The 18,566-nt window shown below is 71.9% G+C and carries 18 protein-coding genes; 11 read left to right on the forward strand and 7 right to left on the reverse strand.

All coding sequences use genetic code 11. The features are described from left to right. Positions 1–113 precede the first annotated feature (113 nt). The 4 genes from ACFY1H_RS08165 to ACFY1H_RS08180 are packed head-to-tail and all read left to right on the forward strand — an operon-like array spanning position 114 to position 3,712. Complete coding sequence (locus ACFY1H_RS08165) at positions 114–701, forward strand: ArsR/SmtB family transcription factor (protein ID WP_386945442.1); 588 nt, start codon at positions 114–116, stop codon at positions 699–701. Then, a complete protein-coding gene (locus ACFY1H_RS08170) occupies positions 698–2,050 on the forward strand; it encodes an MFS transporter (protein WP_386945444.1) in 1,353 nt (450 codons plus the stop codon). Before ACFY1H_RS08165 ends, ACFY1H_RS08170 begins: the two co-directional genes overlap by 4 nt. Beyond that, positions 1,938–2,768: a metallophosphoesterase family protein gene (locus tag ACFY1H_RS08175; protein WP_386945445.1), complete on the forward strand. Its 831-nt coding sequence runs from the start codon at positions 1,938–1,940 to the stop codon at positions 2,766–2,768. Before ACFY1H_RS08170 ends, ACFY1H_RS08175 begins: the two co-directional genes overlap by 113 nt. Beyond that, positions 2,765–3,712 (forward strand): phosphotriesterase, encoded by a 948-nt coding sequence (locus tag ACFY1H_RS08180; RefSeq protein WP_366576196.1) that lies wholly within the window; start codon positions 2,765–2,767, stop codon positions 3,710–3,712. The genes ACFY1H_RS08175 and ACFY1H_RS08180 overlap by 4 nt, the downstream gene beginning before the upstream one ends. Positions 3,713–3,781: 69 nt before the next feature. Here ACFY1H_RS08180 and ACFY1H_RS08185 read toward each other — a convergent pair whose 3' ends face one another. Next, the gene (locus ACFY1H_RS08185) at positions 3,782–4,696 is read right to left on the reverse strand and encodes a PAC2 family protein (RefSeq protein ID WP_366576194.1); all 915 of its coding nucleotides are present in this window, start codon (positions 4,694–4,696) and stop codon (positions 3,782–3,784) included. Between the two features lie 341 nt (positions 4,697–5,037). Here ACFY1H_RS08185 and ACFY1H_RS08190 point away from each other — a divergent pair, with 341 nt between their 5' ends. From ACFY1H_RS08190 to hisG, 3 genes are all read left to right on the forward strand, one after another. Continuing rightward, entirely contained in the window at positions 5,038–5,724 is a 687-nt protein-coding gene (locus ACFY1H_RS08190; RefSeq protein ID WP_386945447.1) for an HAD family hydrolase, read from the forward strand. A 65-nt stretch (positions 5,725–5,789) separates the two neighbouring features. Next, a complete protein-coding gene (locus tag ACFY1H_RS08195; RefSeq protein WP_184778231.1) occupies positions 5,790–6,053 on the forward strand; it encodes a phosphoribosyl-ATP diphosphatase in 264 nt (87 codons plus the stop codon). A 35-nt stretch (positions 6,054–6,088) separates the two neighbouring features. Then, complete coding sequence (hisG, locus tag ACFY1H_RS08200; protein ID WP_366576191.1) at positions 6,089–6,934, forward strand: ATP phosphoribosyltransferase; 846 nt, start codon at positions 6,089–6,091, stop codon at positions 6,932–6,934. 71 nt (positions 6,935–7,005) lie between these two features. Here the strand turns inward: hisG and ACFY1H_RS08205 are convergent, their stop codons facing one another. The 3 genes from ACFY1H_RS08205 to ACFY1H_RS08215 all read right to left on the reverse strand — a co-directional run bounded on the left by ACFY1H_RS08205 (position 7,006) and on the right by ACFY1H_RS08215 (position 9,689). Beyond that, on the reverse strand, positions 7,006–7,941 hold the full coding sequence (locus ACFY1H_RS08205) for a ParA family protein (RefSeq protein ID WP_386945450.1): 936 nt from the start codon (positions 7,939–7,941) through the stop codon (positions 7,006–7,008). Positions 7,942–8,004: 63 nt separating this feature from the next. After that, entirely contained in the window at positions 8,005–8,796 is a 792-nt protein-coding gene (locus ACFY1H_RS08210) for a thioesterase family protein (protein ID WP_386945452.1), read from the reverse strand. Continuing rightward, positions 8,796–9,689 (reverse strand): RecB family exonuclease, encoded by an 894-nt coding sequence (locus tag ACFY1H_RS08215; RefSeq protein WP_366576185.1) that lies wholly within the window; start codon positions 9,687–9,689, stop codon positions 8,796–8,798. Before ACFY1H_RS08215 ends, ACFY1H_RS08210 begins: the two co-directional genes overlap by 1 nt. A gap of 1,706 nt (positions 9,690–11,395) precedes the next feature. On the opposite strand from ACFY1H_RS08215, the gene ACFY1H_RS08220 reads away from it, so the two are divergent. Together ACFY1H_RS08220 and ACFY1H_RS08225 are read left to right on the forward strand one after the other, a co-directional pair. After that, the gene (locus ACFY1H_RS08220; protein ID WP_386945453.1) at positions 11,396–12,553 is read left to right on the forward strand and encodes a M50 family metallopeptidase; all 1,158 of its coding nucleotides are present in this window, start codon (positions 11,396–11,398) and stop codon (positions 12,551–12,553) included. A gap of 81 nt (positions 12,554–12,634) precedes the next feature. Beyond that, the gene (locus ACFY1H_RS08225; RefSeq protein ID WP_366576181.1) at positions 12,635–13,465 is read left to right on the forward strand and encodes a tRNA (adenine-N1)-methyltransferase; all 831 of its coding nucleotides are present in this window, start codon (positions 12,635–12,637) and stop codon (positions 13,463–13,465) included. Between the two features lie 3 nt (positions 13,466–13,468). Here the strand turns inward: ACFY1H_RS08225 and ACFY1H_RS08230 are convergent, their stop codons facing one another. Further along, entirely contained in the window at positions 13,469–13,921 is a 453-nt protein-coding gene (locus tag ACFY1H_RS08230; protein WP_366576180.1) for a hypothetical protein, read from the reverse strand. 10 nt (positions 13,922–13,931) lie between these two features. Then, positions 13,932–14,945: a hypothetical protein gene (locus ACFY1H_RS08235; protein ID WP_366576178.1), complete on the reverse strand. Its 1,014-nt coding sequence runs from the start codon at positions 14,943–14,945 to the stop codon at positions 13,932–13,934. 351 nt (positions 14,946–15,296) lie between these two features. On the opposite strand from ACFY1H_RS08235, the gene arc reads away from it, so the two are divergent. Next, a complete protein-coding gene (gene arc / locus ACFY1H_RS08240; protein WP_366576175.1) occupies positions 15,297–17,099 on the forward strand; it encodes a proteasome ATPase in 1,803 nt (600 codons plus the stop codon). Between the two features lie 23 nt (positions 17,100–17,122). Here arc and ACFY1H_RS08245 read toward each other — a convergent pair whose 3' ends face one another. Further along, positions 17,123–18,055 (reverse strand): DMT family transporter, encoded by a 933-nt coding sequence (locus tag ACFY1H_RS08245; RefSeq protein WP_386945455.1) that lies wholly within the window; start codon positions 18,053–18,055, stop codon positions 17,123–17,125. 117 nt (positions 18,056–18,172) lie between these two features. Between ACFY1H_RS08245 and ACFY1H_RS08250 the strand changes: the two genes are divergently transcribed. Next, entirely contained in the window at positions 18,173–18,514 is a 342-nt protein-coding gene (locus ACFY1H_RS08250) for a hypothetical protein (protein WP_220240784.1), read from the forward strand. Positions 18,515–18,566: the final 52 nt, after the last annotated feature.

An 18,566-nucleotide genomic window follows, 5' to 3' on the forward strand; every position in this document is an offset into this window, starting at 1 on the left:
GCACAAAGCAGTAACTGTCCGTGATGGTAGCGAAGCCCGTTGACAGCAGGTCAGGCGGCTGCAACTCTGAAAGGGGAGTTTCGAAAGAAGCCTTTCAGATAATCGGAGGACCGATGGCCGAGCCGCCGCCGCGCAAACGCGTCGACGACGCCGAGCTGCTGCGCGCGCTGGCGCACCCGCTGCGTTCGGCGCTGCTGCACCACCTGATGGCCGTCGGGCCCCGCACGGCGAGCGAATGCGCCGAAGCCGTCGGCTCCACCGCGTCCAACTGCAGCTGGCACCTGCGCCGGCTCGCGCAGCACGGCCTCGTGGAACGCGCCGACGCCACCGACGGACGCGAGCGGCCCTGGCGCGCCCTCCAGGTCGGCCTCGACTTCGGCGACCTGGGGGACGACCCGGCGCTCAACCGGGCGCAGCTCGCCGTCGTGGGCACCCAGCTCGCGGAGGAACAGGACCTCACCCGGCGCTACCTGGACTCCCTCGAAACGCTCGACCCGGCCTGGCGCGCGGTGGGTGGGTTCAGCTCGTACACGCTGCAGGTCACGCCGGCGGAGCTCGACCGGCTGCTGCAGGCGGTCGACGCGCTGGTCCGCCCGTACGTCGGCGCCATCCGCGAAGACGCGCCGGACGGGGCGCTGCCGGTACACGTCGGCCTGCGCTCGTTCCTGCGGCTCGGGCCGGACGGGGAGCCGGTGTCGTGAGACAGCTGCTGGGCGTGCCCGCGTTCGTGCGGCTGTGGCTGGCCGCGTTCTTCGGCGAGTCCGCCGAGTGGATGCTGCAGGTCGCGCTGCCGGTGTTCCTCTTCGCGACCACCGGCTCGGCCGCGACGACGGCGCTCAGCGTGGTGCTCGGCCTGCTGCCGGCGGTGCTGCTGAGCCCGGTCGCCGGGGTCGTCGCGGACCGGTGGGACCGCCGGGTCGTGCTCGCCGCCGTGTGCGTCGGCCAGGCGGTGGTCGCGCTGCCGCTGCTCGCGGGCGACGGCATCCCCGTCGCACTCGTGTATCTGGTGATGGCCGCGCAGGCGGGGCTGGCGTCGGTGTTCGAACCGGCGCGCAACGCGCTGGTGCCGGAGCTGGTCGGGGTCGCCGAGGTGACCGGCGCCAACGGCCTGATGAGCGTCAACGGCAGCGTCGCCCGGCTCGCGGGCGGCTGGGCCGGCGGCGTGCTGCTCGGCTGGGGTGGGCTGGACCGCGTGGTGCTCGGGTACCTCGGCGCGCTGGCCGTCGCGGCGGTGCTGCTCGCGCGCCCGTTCCCGGGTCCGGCGGCGCCGCGGGCCCGGAAGCCGCGCCGGGAGCCGGTCGTCGCCGCGTGGCTGGCCGGGCTGCGGGAGCTCACGCGGGACCCGCGGCTGCGGGCCACCGGGATCGCGACCGTGCTCGTGTCCGTGGCCCAGGGGATGTTCCTCGTGCTGTTCGTCGTCTTCGTGCTGGACGTGCTCGGTGGCAGCGAGGCCGACGCGGGGCTGCTGCGCGGCGTGCAGGCGATCGGGGGGCTGGCGGCGGGCTTCGCCGTGGCGACGCTCGCCCGGCGCGTGGCGGGCGCGACGCTGCTCGCGTGGGGCTCGCTCGCGACCGGACTGGTGTCGGCGCTGATCTGGAACGCCGCGGCCCTCACGACCGCGCTCGGGCTCTACGTGGGCCTGTTCGCGGCGGCCGGCGGGCCCGCCGTGGTCACCGGCGCCGGGCTGCTGGCGCACGTCCAGAGCGTGGCGGCGCCCGACCGCGCGGGCCGGGTGCTGAGCACGGTGTTCGCCGTGGTCGCGGCGGCCCAGGCCGCCGGGGCGCTGCTCGCTGGGGCGCTGGTGGCCGTGTCCGGTCCGGCGGTGCTGCTCGACGTGCAGGCCGGCATCTACGTCGTGGCCGGGCTGGTGCTGCTGGGGTGGCGTAAGGGGGGCGGTTCTGGCGATCTGCCGGTCGGGAAATGGCTACGGTGGAGGAGTGCCGTCTCTCTTCGCCACCAGCGACCTCCACGTGACCCACGAGGGCAACGGGCCGATCCTCGACCGCGTCGTGCCGGATTCGCCGGAAGACTGGCTGCTCGTGGTCGGTGACGTCGCCGAACGCTCGTCCGTCATCCGCGACACGCTCGCCACGCTGCGCGAGCGGTTCGCCAAGGTCGTGTGGGTGCCGGGCAACCACGAGCTGTGGACGACGCCGAAGGACGAGTCCCAGCTGCGCGGCCAGGCCCGCTACGAGTTCCTCGTGGAGCAGTGCCGGGAGATCGACGTGCTGACCCCCGAGGACGAGTTCCCCGTGTGGGACCACGCCGCCAAGCCGCTGACGATCGCGCCGCTGTTCGTGCTCTACGACTACAGCTGGCGCACCCCGGCCGCCGAGGGCAAGACGATCGAGGAGGCGCTCGCGATCTCCCGCGAGAACGGCGTGGTGTGCACGGACGAGTACTTCCTGCACCCCGACCCGTTCCCCAGCCGCCAGGCCTGGTGCGCCGACCGCCTCAAGGTCAGCACCGACCGCCTCGACGCCATCCCGGCCGGGCACGGCACGATCCTCGTGTCGCACTGGCCGCTGCACCGCCACCCGACCGCGCCGCTGCACTACCCGGACTTCGCGCTGTGGTGCGGCACGACGGAGACCGAGGACTGGCACCTGCGCTACCGTGCCGAGCTCGCCGTGTACGGCCACCTGCACATCCCGCGCACGACGTCGGCCGACGGCGTGCGGTTCGAGGAGGTGTCGCTCGGCTACCCGCGCGAGTGGAGCCGCCGCGCCCGCGGGGCCGTGCCGCTGCGGAAGCTGCTGACGGCGTGACCGGGGAACCGCGGGTCCGCACCGTCCTCGGTGACATCACGCCCTCGTCGCTCGAGGTGTGCGACGCGCACGACCACCTGTTCTTCGCCTCCCGGCAGCTCGCCGGGCAGGAGCTCGACGACGCGGCGGCCGCCAACGCCGAGCTGCGCGCCTTCGCGGCCGCGGGCGGGCGCGCGGTGGTCCAGTGGACACCGTTCGGCCTCAACCGTCGCGCGGCCGACCTGGCCGCGCTTTCGGAGGCGACCGGCGTGCACGTCGTCGCCGCGACGGGCTTCCACCGCGCCGAGCACTACCCGGCCGAAGTCCTCGACCGCGTCTCCGACCGTTTGGCCGAGATCTTCGTGGCCGACCTGCTCGAAGGCATCCCGGCCGGTGACGACCCGGACGCCGGGCGGACCGGACCCCGCGCCGGCCTGATCAAGGTGGCGGGCGCGTTCCACGTCGTCGACCGGCACGCCCGCTGGACGATGGTCGCGGCCGCGCAGGCCCACCAGGAGACGGGCGCGCCGATCGCCGTGCACCTGGAGCTGGGCACCGCGGCCCGGGAGGTCGCCGACCTGCTGTGCGGCGAGCTGGCCGTGCCGCCGTCGCGCGTGATCCTGGGCCACCTCAACCGCAACCCCGACCTGCGGGTGCTGCGCGAGGTCGCCGACACCGGCGTCTTCCTGGGCTTCGACGGCCCGTCGCGCGCCAACCACGCCACCGACTGGCGCCTCACCGACCTGCTGTACGAGCTCGCGACCTCCGGTCACACCGGCCAGCTGCTCCTCGGCGGCGACACGACCACCGCCGCGGCGAGGCTGTCCTCCGGCGGCGGCCCCGGCATCCCGTACCTGCTCACGACGCTGCGACCCCGGCTCGTCCGAGCTCTCGGCGAAGACGTGGTGCAGGCGATGCTGGTCTCGAACCCGGCCCGCGCGTTCGCGGCCCGCTGGCGTCGCTGAACCGGGCCTCGAGACGGGAAAGGCCCCGACCGCGAGTGCGGCAGGGGCCTCCTCCGGCCGGATGGCGGCTCAGCGGAGGCCGAAGCCCCCGCCCTCCTGGCCCGGACGCCGCCGGCGCAGGTACCGCTCGAATTCGGCCGCGATCTTGTCGCCGGAGACCTCCTCCATGGTGAAGTCGGTTTCGGCGTCGCCGCGCTCTTCGAGGCTGCGGACGTACTCGCTGATCTCCTCGTCCTCGTCGGCCATCTCGCTGACGGTCCGCTGCCACTCCTCGGCCTGCTCGGGCAGCGCGCCCAGCGGGATCTCGACGTCGAGGACGTCTTCGAGCTTGTGCAGCAGCGCCAGCGTCGCCTTGGGGGACGGCGGGTGCGACACGTAGTGCGGCACGGCCGCCCAGATCGACACGGCGGGGATGCCGGCCTGCACGCAGTAGTCCTGCAGCACGCCCACGATCCCGGTCGGCCCCTGGTAGTTGTTCAGCTCGAGGCGGAACCGGCTCGCGGTGTCCTTGTCGTAGGCGGTCCCGGTGACCGGGACGGGCCGCGTGTGCGCGGTGTCGGCCAGCAGCGCGCCGAGCGCGACGACCGTGTCCACGTCGAGCTGCATGATGTGCTCCAGCAGCTCCGCGCAGAACGCGCGCCAGCGCATGTTCGGCTCGGGGCCCTGGACCAGCACCACGTCGCGGTCGAGGCCCTCGGGCCGGCAGATGGACAGGCGCGTGGTCGGCCACTCCACCTGCCGCGTCACGCCGTCGACCATGCTGATGGTCGGCCTGCTGACCTGGAAGTCGTAGTAGTCGTCCGGCTCCAGCTCCGCCAGCGGGGTGGCGTCCCAGTTGAGCTGCAGATGCTCGATCGCGCGGCTGGCCGCGTCACCAGCGTCGTTCCAGCCTTCGAAGGCCACCACCATCAGGGGGCGCTTCGATTCCGGGCGGGCGCGATCCGGGTCTCCGGGTCGCTGGGTCTCCTCGACTGGCTCACTCACCTTCCCAGCCTACGACCCTTCGCCCGTAACCTGTGCAGCATGTCCGACCGCGCGCCGTCACCATCGCCGCCCGCGCGCGGCGGCCGGGTCCCGGTGTGCGGGACGCGCCGGAGAGTCGCAGCTCACAGCCCTGCGGGTGGGGCGCGGCGCCCGCGCCCGGCGGTGCGATGCGAATGGGATACTGGAGACGATCCGGCCCGTCGTCGTGCCCGGTCCCCCCGGTGGACGGTCCGGGGCCGTCGCCGGCGCGACGCAAGCCCACACTTTCGGGGCGGATTCGTGCCCGGTGCTCCGCGGCCGTCCGTCCGGCCACCCGCCGAAGCACCGACAAGGAGAAAACCGTGACTGCACCGTCCTCTTCGGACGGACTGGGCGCCGTCCTGTGGGACATGGACGGCACGCTCGTCGACTCCGAGAAGCTCTGGGACGTCGCGCTGTACGAGTGCGCGGAAGCGCTCGGCGGCACGCTGTCGGAGGAGCAGCGGATGACGCTCGTGGGGTCCAACATGGACGCCACGGCCACCTACCTGCTGGAGGTCACCGCACGGGAGGTCACGCCGGAGTCGGTGGCCGAGACCGGCGCGTGGATCCGTCGGCGCACGGCGGGCCTGTTCGACGACGCGCTGCCGTGGCGCCCTGGTGCGCGCGAAGCGCTGGCCGCGGTGAAGGCCGCCGGCATCCCGTCGGCGCTGGTCACCTCGACCGAGCGCGCGCTGACCGAGCTGGCGCTGCAGACGATCGGCCGCGAGTTCTTCGACGTCACGGTGTGCGGTGACGAGGTCGACGGGCTGAACAAGCCGCACCCGAGGCCCTACCTCAAGGCCGCCGAGCTGCTCGGCGTGCCGCCGGAGCGGTGCGTCGCGGTGGAGGACTCGCCGCCGGGCGCGCAGTCGGCCGAGAGCGCCGGCTGCGCGGTGCTCGTGATCCCGAACGACGTGGCGGTCCCGGCCGGGACGCGGCGGGTGTTCCGCGAGTCGCTCGCCGGCGTCGACGTGGCCGCGCTGGCCGCGTTGCTGCCGGGAGTGTGACCCCTGCGGCATCGGGGTCACCCGGGGCAGCGCCCGCCCGTGCGGGATGGAAGGATCTGCAGACCGTGAAGACCTTCGATGAGCTGTTCGCGGAGCTTGCCGAGCGCGCCCGCACCCGTCCCGACGGGTCCGGCACCGTCGTCGCCCTCGACGACGGGGTGCACGCCCAGGGCAAGAAGGTGCTCGAGGAAGCCGGCGAGGTGTGGATCGCCGCCGAGCACGAGTCCGACGACCGCCTCGCGGAGGAGATCTCGCAACTGCTGTACCGGGTCCAGGTGCTCATGCTCGGCCGGGGGATCTCGACCGAGGACGTGTACCGCTACCTGTGACGCGTTCGCGCACCGGAGATCGAGGAGAGAGCGAAATGCTGCGTGTTGCCGTGCCTAACAAGGGAGCCCTCGCCGCGGCGGCGGCGGAGATGCTTTCCGAGGCGGGCTACCGCAAGCGACATGACTCGAAGGACCTGACCGTGCTCGACCCGGTCAACGAGGTCGAGTTCTTCTTCCTGCGTCCCAAGGACATCGCGATCTACGTCGGCTCCGGCGAGCTCGACCTCGGCATCACCGGCCGCGACCTCGCGCTCGACTCGGGCGCGCCGGTCGACGAGATGCTCGCGCTGGGCTTCGGCGGGTCCACGTTCCGCTACGCCGCCCCGGCCGGCCAGGACTGGAAGCCGGCCGACCTGCAGGGCAAGCGCCTGGCGACCTCGTACCCGCGGCTCGTGCGCGAGGACCTGGCCCGCCACGGCGTCGAGGCCGAGGTGATCCGCCTCGACGGCGCCGTCGAGATCTCGATCCAGCTCGGCGTCGCCGACGCGATCGCCGACGTGGTCGAGTCCGGCCGCTCGCTGCGCCAGCACAACCTGGTGGCCTTCGGCGACCCGATCTGCGTGTCGGAAGCCGTGCTGCTGCAGCGCGCGGGCAGCGACTCGGCGAAGGCGAAGAGCCAGCTGGCCGCCCGGCTGCGGGGGGTGGTGTTCGCGCAGCAGTACATGATGCTCGACTACGACTGCCCGCGCACCCTGCTGGAGCAGGCCATCGCCATCACCCCGGGCCTGGAGTCGCCGACGGTCGCCCCGCTGGCCGACGAGGACTGGGTCGCCGTGCGCGCGATGGTGCCGCGCAAGAAGGTCAACCAGATCATGGACGAACTGGCCGAGGTCGGTGCCAAGGCGATCCTCGCCTCCGACATCCGCTCCTGCCGCTTGTAACCGAACGACGGACGAGGGCGCTTCCCGTTGCGGGAGGCGCCCTCTTGTCTGTCTACACTGGATGCTGCGGCTCACCGCGGCCTGTTTGGACGCTTCGGCATCAGGTCATACAGTTTTTTGCGGGCGCCGTTGTCGTTGGCGTTGCGGGTCATCGCGACTTCGGAGATGAAGTCCTCGAAGACGAACTCGTCGTCGGCCGGGACCTCGGTGGGGCCGAGGTTCTGGGCGAGGTAGCCGTCGAGGGTTCCGGCGATTTCGCGGAACGACAGGGCCTGCAGGGTTTCCGGCGCGTAGGTGGTGACGGGTACGCCGTTGGCCGCGGCCTCGTTCATCACGACGCCGAGGGGCACGTGCGAGAGCATCGGCACGCCGAAGTTGTACATCTCCTGCAGAGCCGCGGCCGCGTAGTGGGAGATCGGGCGGCGGTAGAGCCCCGGCACGATCCCGTACCACGCGATGGGCGTGCGGCCGGTGGTCTGTTCCACGTAGCGCACCTGGTCGGCGAGCAGCCGCAGCGCGCGGATGCTCGTTTTGTCCGGCTGCACCGGCACCAGGATCCCGTGGGACGCCGCGAGTGCGTTGTTGGTCAGCACGTCGAGCGCGGGCGGGCAGTCGATGACGACGTGGTCGTAGTTCGCGAACTGGATCACGCGCGCGAGCTGCCAGCCGGGCACCCGGAACGAGTCCAGCCGGCGGATCAGGTCGAACATGCCCGGCGACGTCGGGATCACGTCGAACGCGCCGCCGCGGCCGAGGTTGCTGCGCGGGTGCGGCACCGCGAGCTCTTCGATCGGGCCCTTCCAGAGCTTCGTGAGCGCCTTCGCGAGCGTGGGTGCGTCACCGGACGCCTCGGCCAGGCCGAGCATCTCGGTGGTGGCGTGCCCCTGCGGGTCGAGGTCGATCAGCAGCACGCGCCGGCCGCGTTCGGCCAACGCCGCGGCCGTGCCCACGCTGAGTGAGGTCTTGCCGACCCCGCCTTTCTGGTTGACCACCGAGGTGATCTGCATGCCGGAGCGCTCCCTTGTCGGTCGTTCCGCGAAGGTTATTGGATCCGGGGCGTGGGCGCGCGGTTATCCGCCCCCGGCCTGTCGTGGCCGGACGAGCAGAGCCTGCGCGCCGGTGCCGACCGGACCGGAGCCGTCGTGCAGGGTACTCGTGGCGGTGCCGACGCCGTGCGGCCCGACCAGGGTCACGGCGTCGAGTCCGATCCACTCGCCCTCCGGCGCCCGGCGCAGGTGGACGGTGAGCTCCGAGTTGATGAACCACCAGCCGTCGGTGGGCAGGAAGTGGGACACGCCGTTGGCCGAGTCCGCGACCGCGAACAGCCGCTGCAGCCCGGTGGGCTCCTCGCCGTCGACGAGCGGGACCCGCTGCCGGCCCCACACCGCGGCCGGGCCCGGCGCCGAGATGCTGCCGCGCACGGCCCGCCACTCGACGGCGTTGAGGTAACCGCCGCGCCAGTCGGCGGGGAACGTCGTCTCCGTGCCCGCATCCGCCGGGGGCAGCAGGGGACCGGCGTCGGTCGCGACGGTCGTGGTGTCGGTGGTCGCGATGCGCCACGCGCTGGCCCGCGCGATCAGCCTGCCGTCCGCGGACAGCTCCGACTGCAGCAGCTCGACCGACCGGCCCGGCCGCTCGATCCACGACCGCTGGTCCAGCTCCGCGACCGGCGCCGGCCCGAGGATCTCGATGGTGACACGCGCGATCAGCGCCGGGTGTGGCGCTTCGAGCCGCTCCAGTCCGCGCGCGAGCAGCGCCGACGGCGGGCCGAAGTGCTGCGCGCCGGGCGCCCAGGGGCCGCTGGTGTGCTCGGTCGCGGCGTACCGCTCGTCGCCGAGCGGGACGTAGAACGCGTCGGCCATCAGTCCGCCCGGTCCAGCGCGGTCTCTTCACCCGCGTCGGGTTCCGGCCAGCCGGGGTACTCCGGCGGCGTGCCGCCGAACTCCGGGCAGTGGGCCTGGTGGTCGCACCACGAGCACAGCTTGCCGGGATTGGGCCGGAAGTCGCCGGTCTTGCCCGCCTTGAGGATCGCCTGCCAGATGGCTTCCAGCGTGCGCTCGAACCGCACCAGTTCCGCTTCGTCGGGCGTGTAGGCGAGCGACTGGCCGTCGGTGAGGTACATCAACTTCAGCTGGCGCGGCACGATGCCGCGCAGCCGCCACAGCACCACGGCGTAGAACTTCATCTGGAACATCGCCTTGGCCTCGCCGATCTCACGCGGCGCGGCCCCGGTCTTGTAGTCCACCACGCGGATCTCGCCCGTCGGCGCCACGTCCACGCGGTCGATGTACCCGCGCAGCAGCACCCCCGAGCCCAGCTCGATCTCCACGTGCAGCTCACACGCCTCCGGCTCCAGCCGGCGCGGGTCCTCCAGCTCGAAGTACGCGTCGAGCAGCTTCTCCGCGGACGCCAGCCATTTGTCGGTTTCGCCCTCCTCGGCGTCCGTGAACAGCTCGGTCCACTCCGGACTCGCGGCCGACAGCTCCGCCCACGTGGGCGCCAGCAGATCCTTCGCCCGCGGCGCCACGCGCTCACCCGCGGGCAGACCGAACAGCCGTTCCAGCACGGCGTGCACGAGCGTTCCGCGCACCTGGGCCTTCGTAGGCACCTCGGGCAGCCGGTCGACGGCCCGGAATCGGTAGAGGAGCGGACACTGTTTGAAATCGCTGGCACGTGACGGCGACAGCGCCGGCCGCCTGCGGACGGGCGCGTCACCGTTTCCCGGTGGGGTGGTGACCGTAGCGGTGTCGGGCATGGCCAGAGCGTAACGCCGGGCACCGACAGGATTTGATTGCCTCGGCTCCGCCGGGGCGGCGAAACACCGGCGCGATCTCGCGGCCGGGTCCCCGCTGCCGGGGTGACCGTGGGTGGGGAGGGTGCGGTCGCGAGGTGGTCGCCGCGGAGGAGGTGGGTTGACGTGATCAGGTTGGCTCCGCGGGGGCGCCACGGCTAGTTCCGAGCGCAAGGCGTGTTTCGCCTTCCCCGGCGACGAAGCCCCGCGCGCCGCCCCACGACTAGACCCGCCGCGCCGGATCCTCCGACCGAGCCCGCCATGCCCGAACCCACGACCGAGCCGACGCCGGACCTCCTGATCAGGGCCGACTCGCCCGGTCCCTTGACCAAGCCCGCCATACGCGGCCTCGCGACGAAGCCCGACACGCCCGAGCCTTCACATCAATCCCGACACGCCCGGCCCCGTGACGAGATCCGACTCGCGGGCCGAGCGCCAATTCCGGCACGCCGGCCCGAGGACCAATTGCGACACGCCCAGCCCACGACCGAGCCGACCACGCCCGGCCTCGCGACGAGGTCCGACTCGGTTGACCCCACGAGCAAGTCCGACATCCGGGCATCGCGACCAAGCCCGCCATGCCGGGCCCCCTGACCAAGTCCGACACGGCGGCCCGGCGCCGAAGCCCCACCTGCACGGCCTCGGGACGAAGCCCGACACGCCCGGCCCTCCCCATCAATCCCGACACACCCGGGTCTCACGACGACCCTCGCGACGAGTGGGCCTTGCGCCGAAACCCGACCCACGCGGTCGCGCGAACAGGCCCGACCCGTCCGGGTCTCGAAACCAATTCCGGCGCGGCCGCCCCGGTGACGGAGCCCGGCGGGTCTCGCGACAAAGTCCGGCACGGCGGGTTTCGCGACGGAGCTCACATGCCTCGATCTCGTGGCGCCGTCCGGCGCGCATGGCTTTGTGACGAAGTCCCGCACGGCTGGCCCCTGCCATGAAGCCCGCCATGCTCGGGACTCACGGCGCCGTCCGATATGCGTGGCCTTGCGACGAAGTCCGGCACGGTAGGCCTGCCACGAAGCCTGCCTGGGTCTCGCGGCGCCATCCGGCGCGTGTGGCCTCGCGACGAAATTCGACATGTCCGGCCCGGCCACGAAGCCCGCCGTGCCTGGGTCTCGCGGCGCCATCCGGCGTGTGTGGCCTCGCGGCGCAGTGCGACATGGCCGGCCCGCGGCCAAGCCCGACATGCCTGGGGCTCGCGGCGCAGTGCGACATGCGTGGCGTTGCGGCGATGTCCGACACCCCCGGCCCGCGACCAAACCTCACCTGCCTGGGGCTCGAGACGAGGCCGACACGCCCGGGCCTCGCAACCAAGACCGACTCACCCGATCTCGCGACCAGGCCCGCCCCCCTTGCCTCACCACAGCCCCGCCGCACCCGGTGCCGCCGAGCCCGACGCACCGGACGCGCCCGGTGTCACCACCGATCCCGACACTCCCGGCCCCCGACCAAGCGCACGTTCCCACCCAGCTCACCACGCCCAGTCGACCCACCAGCGAGATCGCGCCGGCTTCCCGATTGTGCGGTGCGATCGGCCCCCCGGCCGATCCGACCGCACAATCGGGAAGCCGGCTTCCAGGCGATCTCGCACGCCCCGGCGGAGCCGGGGCAAACAACACAGATCACCCGCTTCCCACACCCTGCCCTTTACTCTTGCCCGCATGGCCGCGACCCGACAGCACGGTGCCGGGCCGTCCCGGCGCGTCACGCCCGGCGACGGCGGGCTGTTGCTGTTCCGGGTGGCCGGGGTGCCGGTGTTGCTGGCGCCGTCGTGGTGGATCGGGTCGTTGATCATCGTGGTGCTGTACGCGCCGCTGGTGGGGCGGTTGCTGCCGGAGGCGTCGACGCCCACGTCGTGGTTGCTGGCGGCCGCGTTCGCGGTGCTGCTGGGGTTGTCGGTGCTCGCGCACGAGCTGGGGCACTGCCTGGTGGCGCTGCGGTTGGGGATTCCCGTGCGGCGGTTGCGGCTGTTCCTGCTCGGTGGGCTGTCCGAGGTCGCGCGGACGCCGCGCCGGCCCGGGCAGGAGGGGCTGGTGGCCGCCGCGGGGCCGGCCGTGTCGCTGGTGCTGGGTGGGTTCTGCGCCCTGCTGATGCTGGCCGTGCCGCCGGACGGGGCCGTGTGGCTGCTGGTCGCGGAGTGCGCCGTGGCGAACTTGGCGGTGGGTGTGTTCAACCTGCTCCCCGGGCTGCCGCTCGACGGCGGCCGTCTCGTGCGCGCGGGCGTGTGGGCGGCGACGGGGTTGCGTGCCAAGGGCACGCGCGCCGCCGTGGCCGGGGGCGCGGTGGTGGCGACCGGCCTGATCGTGTGGGCGCTGTGGGGCCTGGCGACCCAGAGCGAGGACCGCTGGCTGCGGCTCGGAGTCTGCGTGGTCACGGCGTGGTTCGTGATCCTCGGCGCCCGCGGAGAGCTCGCGGCGGAAGCCCGGCGCAGCTGGCCCGACGGCCTCGAGCTGGCCGAGCTGGTCCGGCCCGTGCTGCAGCTGCCCGCGGAAAGCCCGGTGTCCGACGCGCTCGCCGCCTCGGCCGGCCGCGGGGTCGTCCTCGTCCGAGCCGACGGGGTCGCCGCGGGGCTGCTCGACGAACAGGCCGCCGAGCAGCTGGCCGGAACCCACCCGCACGCCCCGGCGGAGCTCGCGGCCGAGCCGATCCGCGCCGAGACGGTGCTCCTGGCCTCGGAGCCGGGGGAGGAGATCGCCGAACGCGTGCGCGAAACCCCCGCGTGGCAGTTCCTCGTGGTCGACGACGAGGGCCGCCCCGCCGGGGTGCTACGCCGCGAAGACCTCCGGGCCGCGCTCGTGCGCGGCCGCCACGCTCACTGAGAGTGCACCCGACCGGCGACCCACGCGGACGACCTGCGAGGATCTGACGCCAGCGTTTCGCGTGTGAGGTGGAGGAAGAAGTTGTCGGTCAGCGGACCGTTTCGCGCAGGAGACCGGGTTCAGTTGACGGACTCGAAGGGCCGGCACTACACCCTCACGCTCGCCGAGGGCGGGGAGTACCACACCCACCGCGGCGCGCTCGCGCACGACGAGCTGATCGGGCTCCCCGAGGGCTCCGTGGTCACCTCGGCCGGCGGCAGCAACTACCTCGCGCTGCGCCCCCTGCTGCCCGACTACGTGCTCTCCATGCCGCGCGGCGCCCAGGTGATCTACCCCAAGGACGCGTCGCAGATCGTCATGTGGGGCGACATCTTCCCGGGCGCCCGCGTGCTCGAAGCCGGCGCCGGCTCGGGCGCCCTGACGCTCTCGCTGCTGCGCGCCGTCGGCCCGGCTGGGCACGTGTCGTCCTACGAGATCCGCGACGACCACGCGGAGCACGCCGAGCGCAACGTCGTGAAGTTCTTCGGCGAGAAGCCGGACAACTGGACGCTCACCGTCGCCGACCTGGCCACGCACACCGGTGAGGTCGACCGGGTCGTGCTCGACATGCTCGCACCGTGGGACCAGCTGCCGAACGTCGCCGCGCACCTCGTGCCGGGCGGCGTGCTCACGGTGTACGTGGCGACCGTCACACAGCTTTCCCGGGTGACGGAGTCGTTGCGGGAACAGCAGTGCTGGACCGAGCCGGAGTCGTGGGAGACGCTGATGCGCCCGTGGCACGTCGTCGGCCTCGCGGTGCGGCCGGACCACCGGATGGTGGCGCACACGGCCTTCCTGCTCACCGCTCGCCGCCTCGCCAACGGAACGGTGTCCCCGCGCGTGTCGCGCCGGCCCGCGAAGGGCAAGGGCTGAGGTCTAGCCCGGCACGCACCACCGGCCGTTTTCGCGGTGCATCGGGAACGGCGTGTCCTTGCGCCCGCCCGCGCCTTCCACGTGCACGGTGACGCCGGCTGAATCGCCGGCCACGTCCGGCGGCCCCGCCAGGGTCACGGTGAGCGGTCCCGCGGCGTCCCACTTGGCCTGCAGGTCGGCGAGGGCCTGGGAAGTCTGTGGCTCGCACGTGAGCCGGCCGAACTCCGTGGCGTCGCCGCGCTTGATGGCGTCGACGATCGCGTTGGCGAGCACGTCCGTGGCGGCGACGTCCGCGTCGCTCGCTGGTGGGGAAGCGGTGGGAACGCGCGTCGGCGGCGAAGTCACGGGCGGCGGTGGCGCCGACGGCCCGGCCGGTGCGACCAGCACCAGGCCGAGCACCGCGCCGGCCACGAGAGCGCCGAGCACGACGAGCCCGGCGGTGAGTCTGCCACTCACCGCCGGGGTCTCACTGCTTGTCCGCCTGGGCGTCGACCAGGCACCAGACGCCGGCCTCGCGCTTGGAGGTCATCGTCCCGTTGGCCGTCTTCGTACCCTGCGTGGCCTTGTACCGCACGGACGCAGTGTCGCCGTTCTCCTGTGCGGCGCCCGTGAGCTGGACGTCGGTCTTCGGGATGTCCACGGCGCCGCCGTTGTAGAGGCTGCGGCACGCCAGTCCGGCCAGCGCCGAGCCGTCGCCGCTGCTGAAGTCGGCCGCGGCGGCCTGGAACAGCTCCTGCGCGCTCTGCGTGCCGCCCGGCGCAGGCGCGTCGGTGCCGCCCGACGAGCCGGTGGACGGGGCGGAGCTGCGGGGGAGGCTCGGGGTGCCGGTGTTCGGCGCGCCGCCACCCTGGCCGGTCACGGCCGGGGGCGCCGGCGGAGCCGCGGTGTCGGTTTTGCCCTTGTCGCCACCCGAAAGCCCGATGACGAGACCGATCGCGGCACCCACCACGACCACCACGCCGACGGCGATCCCGACGATCAGGCCGGTCTTCTTTTTCTTCGGAGGCTGCTCGGTGTAGCTGCCGAAGGACTGATAACCACCCGGTTGGCCGTACTGATCGCCGAAACCGCCCTGCGAGAAGCTCTCGGGCTGCCCGAACTGCTGCGTTCCGCCCTGCTGGTACGGATCTTGCTGCCCGTACTGCTGGGGCCCGCCCTGCTGCTGATAGGGATCTTGCTGTCCGAACTGCGCCGGCTGGGCATACGGATCTTGCCGGCCGAAGGACGGGGGCTGCTGCGCCGGGTAGCCCGGCTGCTGCTGCGGACCGGACTGCGGGTACCCGCTCTGCGGCGGCCAGGTGCTCGGCTGCTGCCCGCCGTAGGGCTGCCCGCCGGGGTAGCCGGGCTGCTGCTGGGGGCCGGACTGGGGCTGACCTGGGCCCTGCGGGGACTGTCCGTAGGGATTCGGCTGCTGCCCGTAACCTCCGTAGCCACCGCCCTGCTGGCCGTGACCACCGGGCTGCTGCGGCGGGTAGGTCATGTGTGGTGCCCCCTAGCGTTCCTTCGCGTGCCGACCTGGCCACCGGGTGAGGTGAACCCCGGGGGATGCTAGCCAGGCCGCCCGGGATCCGTGCGCTCAGGCCGGAATCCGGCGAAACGAGGGTTGGTGGCGGGGTCCCCGGGGTACCTGCCCCGTGCTCGCTTTCGCCTGGTGGAACACGGCGTGACGGCCTCCGGTGTCCGGGCACCGAATCGGCCGCTTGCGCATCCGTGACGACCGTGCTGAGCGGGTACGGAAATCGCGACGCGCCGATCTTGTGATGCGGAAAGGCCTTTTCTTGTCGGTGATCGCCGGTACCGTGGAATGAAAAGCACTCCGAGGAGGTGCCCGATGCATCATGACCTTCCCGGAGGTCGGCGCGAGGAGGCCGACCCTTCAGCAACAGGCGGAGCTGGGCTTACGGCGGAACAACAAGCCCGGCAGATCCGTTTTCTCGAGGAGGAAGTGGCGCTCTTGCGTCGCAAACTCACCGATTCGCCGCGGCAGAACCGAGTTCTCGAACAGCGCCTCGCCGAGGCGTCCGAACGGGTGAGCCAGCTCACCGAGCGCAACACGAAACTGGTCGAGACCCTGCGCGAGGCGCGTGGTCAGCTGCTCGCCCTCCGCGAAGAGGTCGACAGGCTGGCCCAGCCGCCGAGCGGCTACGGGGTCTTCGTCACCTCGTACGAGGACAACACGGTGGACGTCTTCACCGCGGGCCGCAAGATGCGGGTCTCGGTGTCGCCGGCCGTGGAGATCTCGTCGCTGCGCCGTGGTCAGGCGCTGCGTCTCAACGAGGCACTCACCGTCGTCGAAGGCGGCGATTTCGAGCGCACCGGTGAGGTGTGCGCACTGCGTGAGGTGCTCGCACCCGAGGACGAGGGCGGCATTCCCCGCGCTCTCGTGGTGGGGCACGCGGACGAGGAGCGGGTCGTCCTGCTCTCCGAACCGCTGGCCGAGCAGCCGCTCAAGCCGGGCGACTCGCTGCTCGTCGACTCGAAGGTCGGGTACGCGTACGAGCGCGTGCCGAAGGCCGAGGTCGAGGACCTGGTGCTGGAGGAGGTGCCCGACGTCCGCTACGAGGACATCGGTGGCCTGAGCAGGCAGATCGAGCAGATCCGCGACGCGGTGGAGCTGCCGTTCCTGCACGCCGATCTCTACCAGGAGTACCAGCTGCGGCCGCCGAAGGGCGTGCTGCTCTACGGGCCTCCGGGCTGCGGGAAGACGCTCATCGCCAAGGCGGTGGCCAACTCCCTGGCCAAGAAGGTCGCGCAGGCGCGGGGCGACAAGGCGGACGGGAAGTCCTACTTCCTGAACATCAAGGGTCCCGAGCTGCTCAACAAGTTCGTCGGCGAGACCGAGCGGTCCATCCGCCTGATCTTCCAGCGGGCTCGGGAGAAGGCCTCCGAGGGCACTCCCGTCATCGTGTTCTTCGACGAGATGGACTCCATCTTCCGCACCCGTGGCTCGGGCGTGTCCTCCGACGTGGAGACCACGATCGTGCCGCAGCTGCTGTCGGAGATCGACGGTGTGGAAGGGCTGGAGAACGTCATCGTCATCGGCGCCTCCAACCGTGAGGACATGATCGACCCGGCGATCCTGCGGCCGGGCCGGCTCGACGTGAAGATCAAGATCGAGCGTCCGGACGCCGAAGGCGCGAAGGACATCTTCTCCAAGTACCTGGCCGAAGGCCTGCCGATCCACGCCGACGACCTGGCGGAGTTCGGCGGGGACCAGAAGGCCACGTTCGACGCGATGATCCAGCACACCGTCGAGCGCATGTACGAGGAGAGCGACGAAAACCGGTTCCTCGAGGTGACCTACGCCAACGGGGACAAGGAAGTCCTGTACTTCCGCGACTTCAACTCGGGCGCGATGATCCAGAACATCGTGGACCGGGCGAAGAAGTCGGCCATCAAGTCGGTGCTGGAGACTCAGCAGCCCGGCTTGCGCGTGCAGCACCTGCTGGACGCGATCGTCGACGAGTTCGCGGAGAACGAGGACCTGCCGAACACCACGAACCCGGACGACTGGGCCCGGATCTCCGGCAAGAAGGGCGAGCGGATCGTCTACATCCGCACGCTCGTCACCGGCAAGAACCAGGACTCGGGGCGGGCGATCGACACCGCCACGAACACGGGTCAGTACCTGTAAGGGATTCGATTCGGAACGTGGGGCTACCGGTTCGCCGGTGGCCCCACGTTCTCGTCTGAAACCCGCACCGCCCGACGTGCGAGTTTCCCGTGTGAGGCGAGGATTCCGAGCACGACGAGGAGCGCACCGACGGGTTCGTTCCAGTGCACGGGTTCGTTCAGCACGAGCACGCCGAGCGCCACTCCCACCACCGGTGTGAGGTAAGTCACCGACGAAGCGTGGGCGGCGCCCCAGGCCGCTACTACGCGTGTGTTCCACACGTACGCGATCCCCGTTCCCAGCACGCCGAGCGCGAGCATGCTGACCACCACGGCGGCGCTCAGGTGCATCGGCTGGCTCGCCACCACGGGCGCCAGCACCAGGAGCAGCACCGTGGCGAACCCGACCTGCCCGAAAGCAACGACCACGGGATCGGCGCCCTTCGGGGACACGAACCGGCGCAGGTACACGAAAGCCGCGCCGTAGCACGTCGTGGCGCCCAGGCAGGCCAGCTGAGCCGTGAGCTCGTGCGAGAGGTCCACGCCCTGCCACACGCCGACGAGCGTCAGCACGCCGGCGAACCCGAGCAGCAGCCCCGCCACGCGTGGCGCGGTCAGGCGCTCCGCGGGCAGCGCCGCCGCGGCGAACACCATCGTCAGCAACGGCGTCGTCGCGTTGAAGATGCTGGCCAGGCCGGAGGAGATGTACTGCTCGGCCCAGGAGAAGAGCAGGAACGGTGCGGCGCACAGCAGCACCGACACCACCGCGAGATGGCCCCACAGCGCGGGATCACGGGGGAGGGGCCGGCGCCGCACAGCCAGGACCACGGCGAGCGCCAGCGCGCCGAAGCCGACGCGCGCCAGCGCGACTTGAGCGGGGGAGAGGCCCTGGAGGCCCACCTTGATGAAGAGGAAACTCGCGCCCCACACCACCGCCAGCGCGACGAATCGCGCACCGATACCGAACCGCCCGGTCATGACCCTCCTGATCGACTGACTCCCGGGGGCCAGTCAACGGGCCCGCCACGCCGCGAGGCCAGCGGTTTTCGGTCATGTCACTGAAGTTCGGTGTATAACGCCCTATACTTCCCGGCTGTGAGCACCGACGACACCCCGCGCCCGCGCGCCCCGATCACCGAAGCCGACGTCCTCACCTGGCTGGAGACGACCGCGGCCGCCGTCCAGGCGGGGGAGCTGAACGCCAACGACCTCATCGACCTGCTGGGAGAGCTGCGCCGCGCGTCCGCCGCCTGCGCCGACGCGTCCGACTGGGCCCTGCTCGCCGCCCGAGAGGAGGGCGCCAGCCTCCGCCAGATCGCCCCCGTCTTCGGCAAAGGCTACGTGCGGGCACCCGCCGCCCGCCTGGAAAAACTCCACCGACAAGCCCAGAACTCCGGACAATGGCTGGCCATCCTCCGGCACAAACAAACTGTATAACGACCTATACAGCTGGCCTGCGGTCGAAAAGATCCGCGGCCGGCAACGCATT

Origin of the sequence: Amycolatopsis sp. NPDC001319, assembly GCF_042896185.1 — a bacterium.
GTDB lineage: Bacteria > Actinomycetota > Actinomycetes > Mycobacteriales > Pseudonocardiaceae > Amycolatopsis.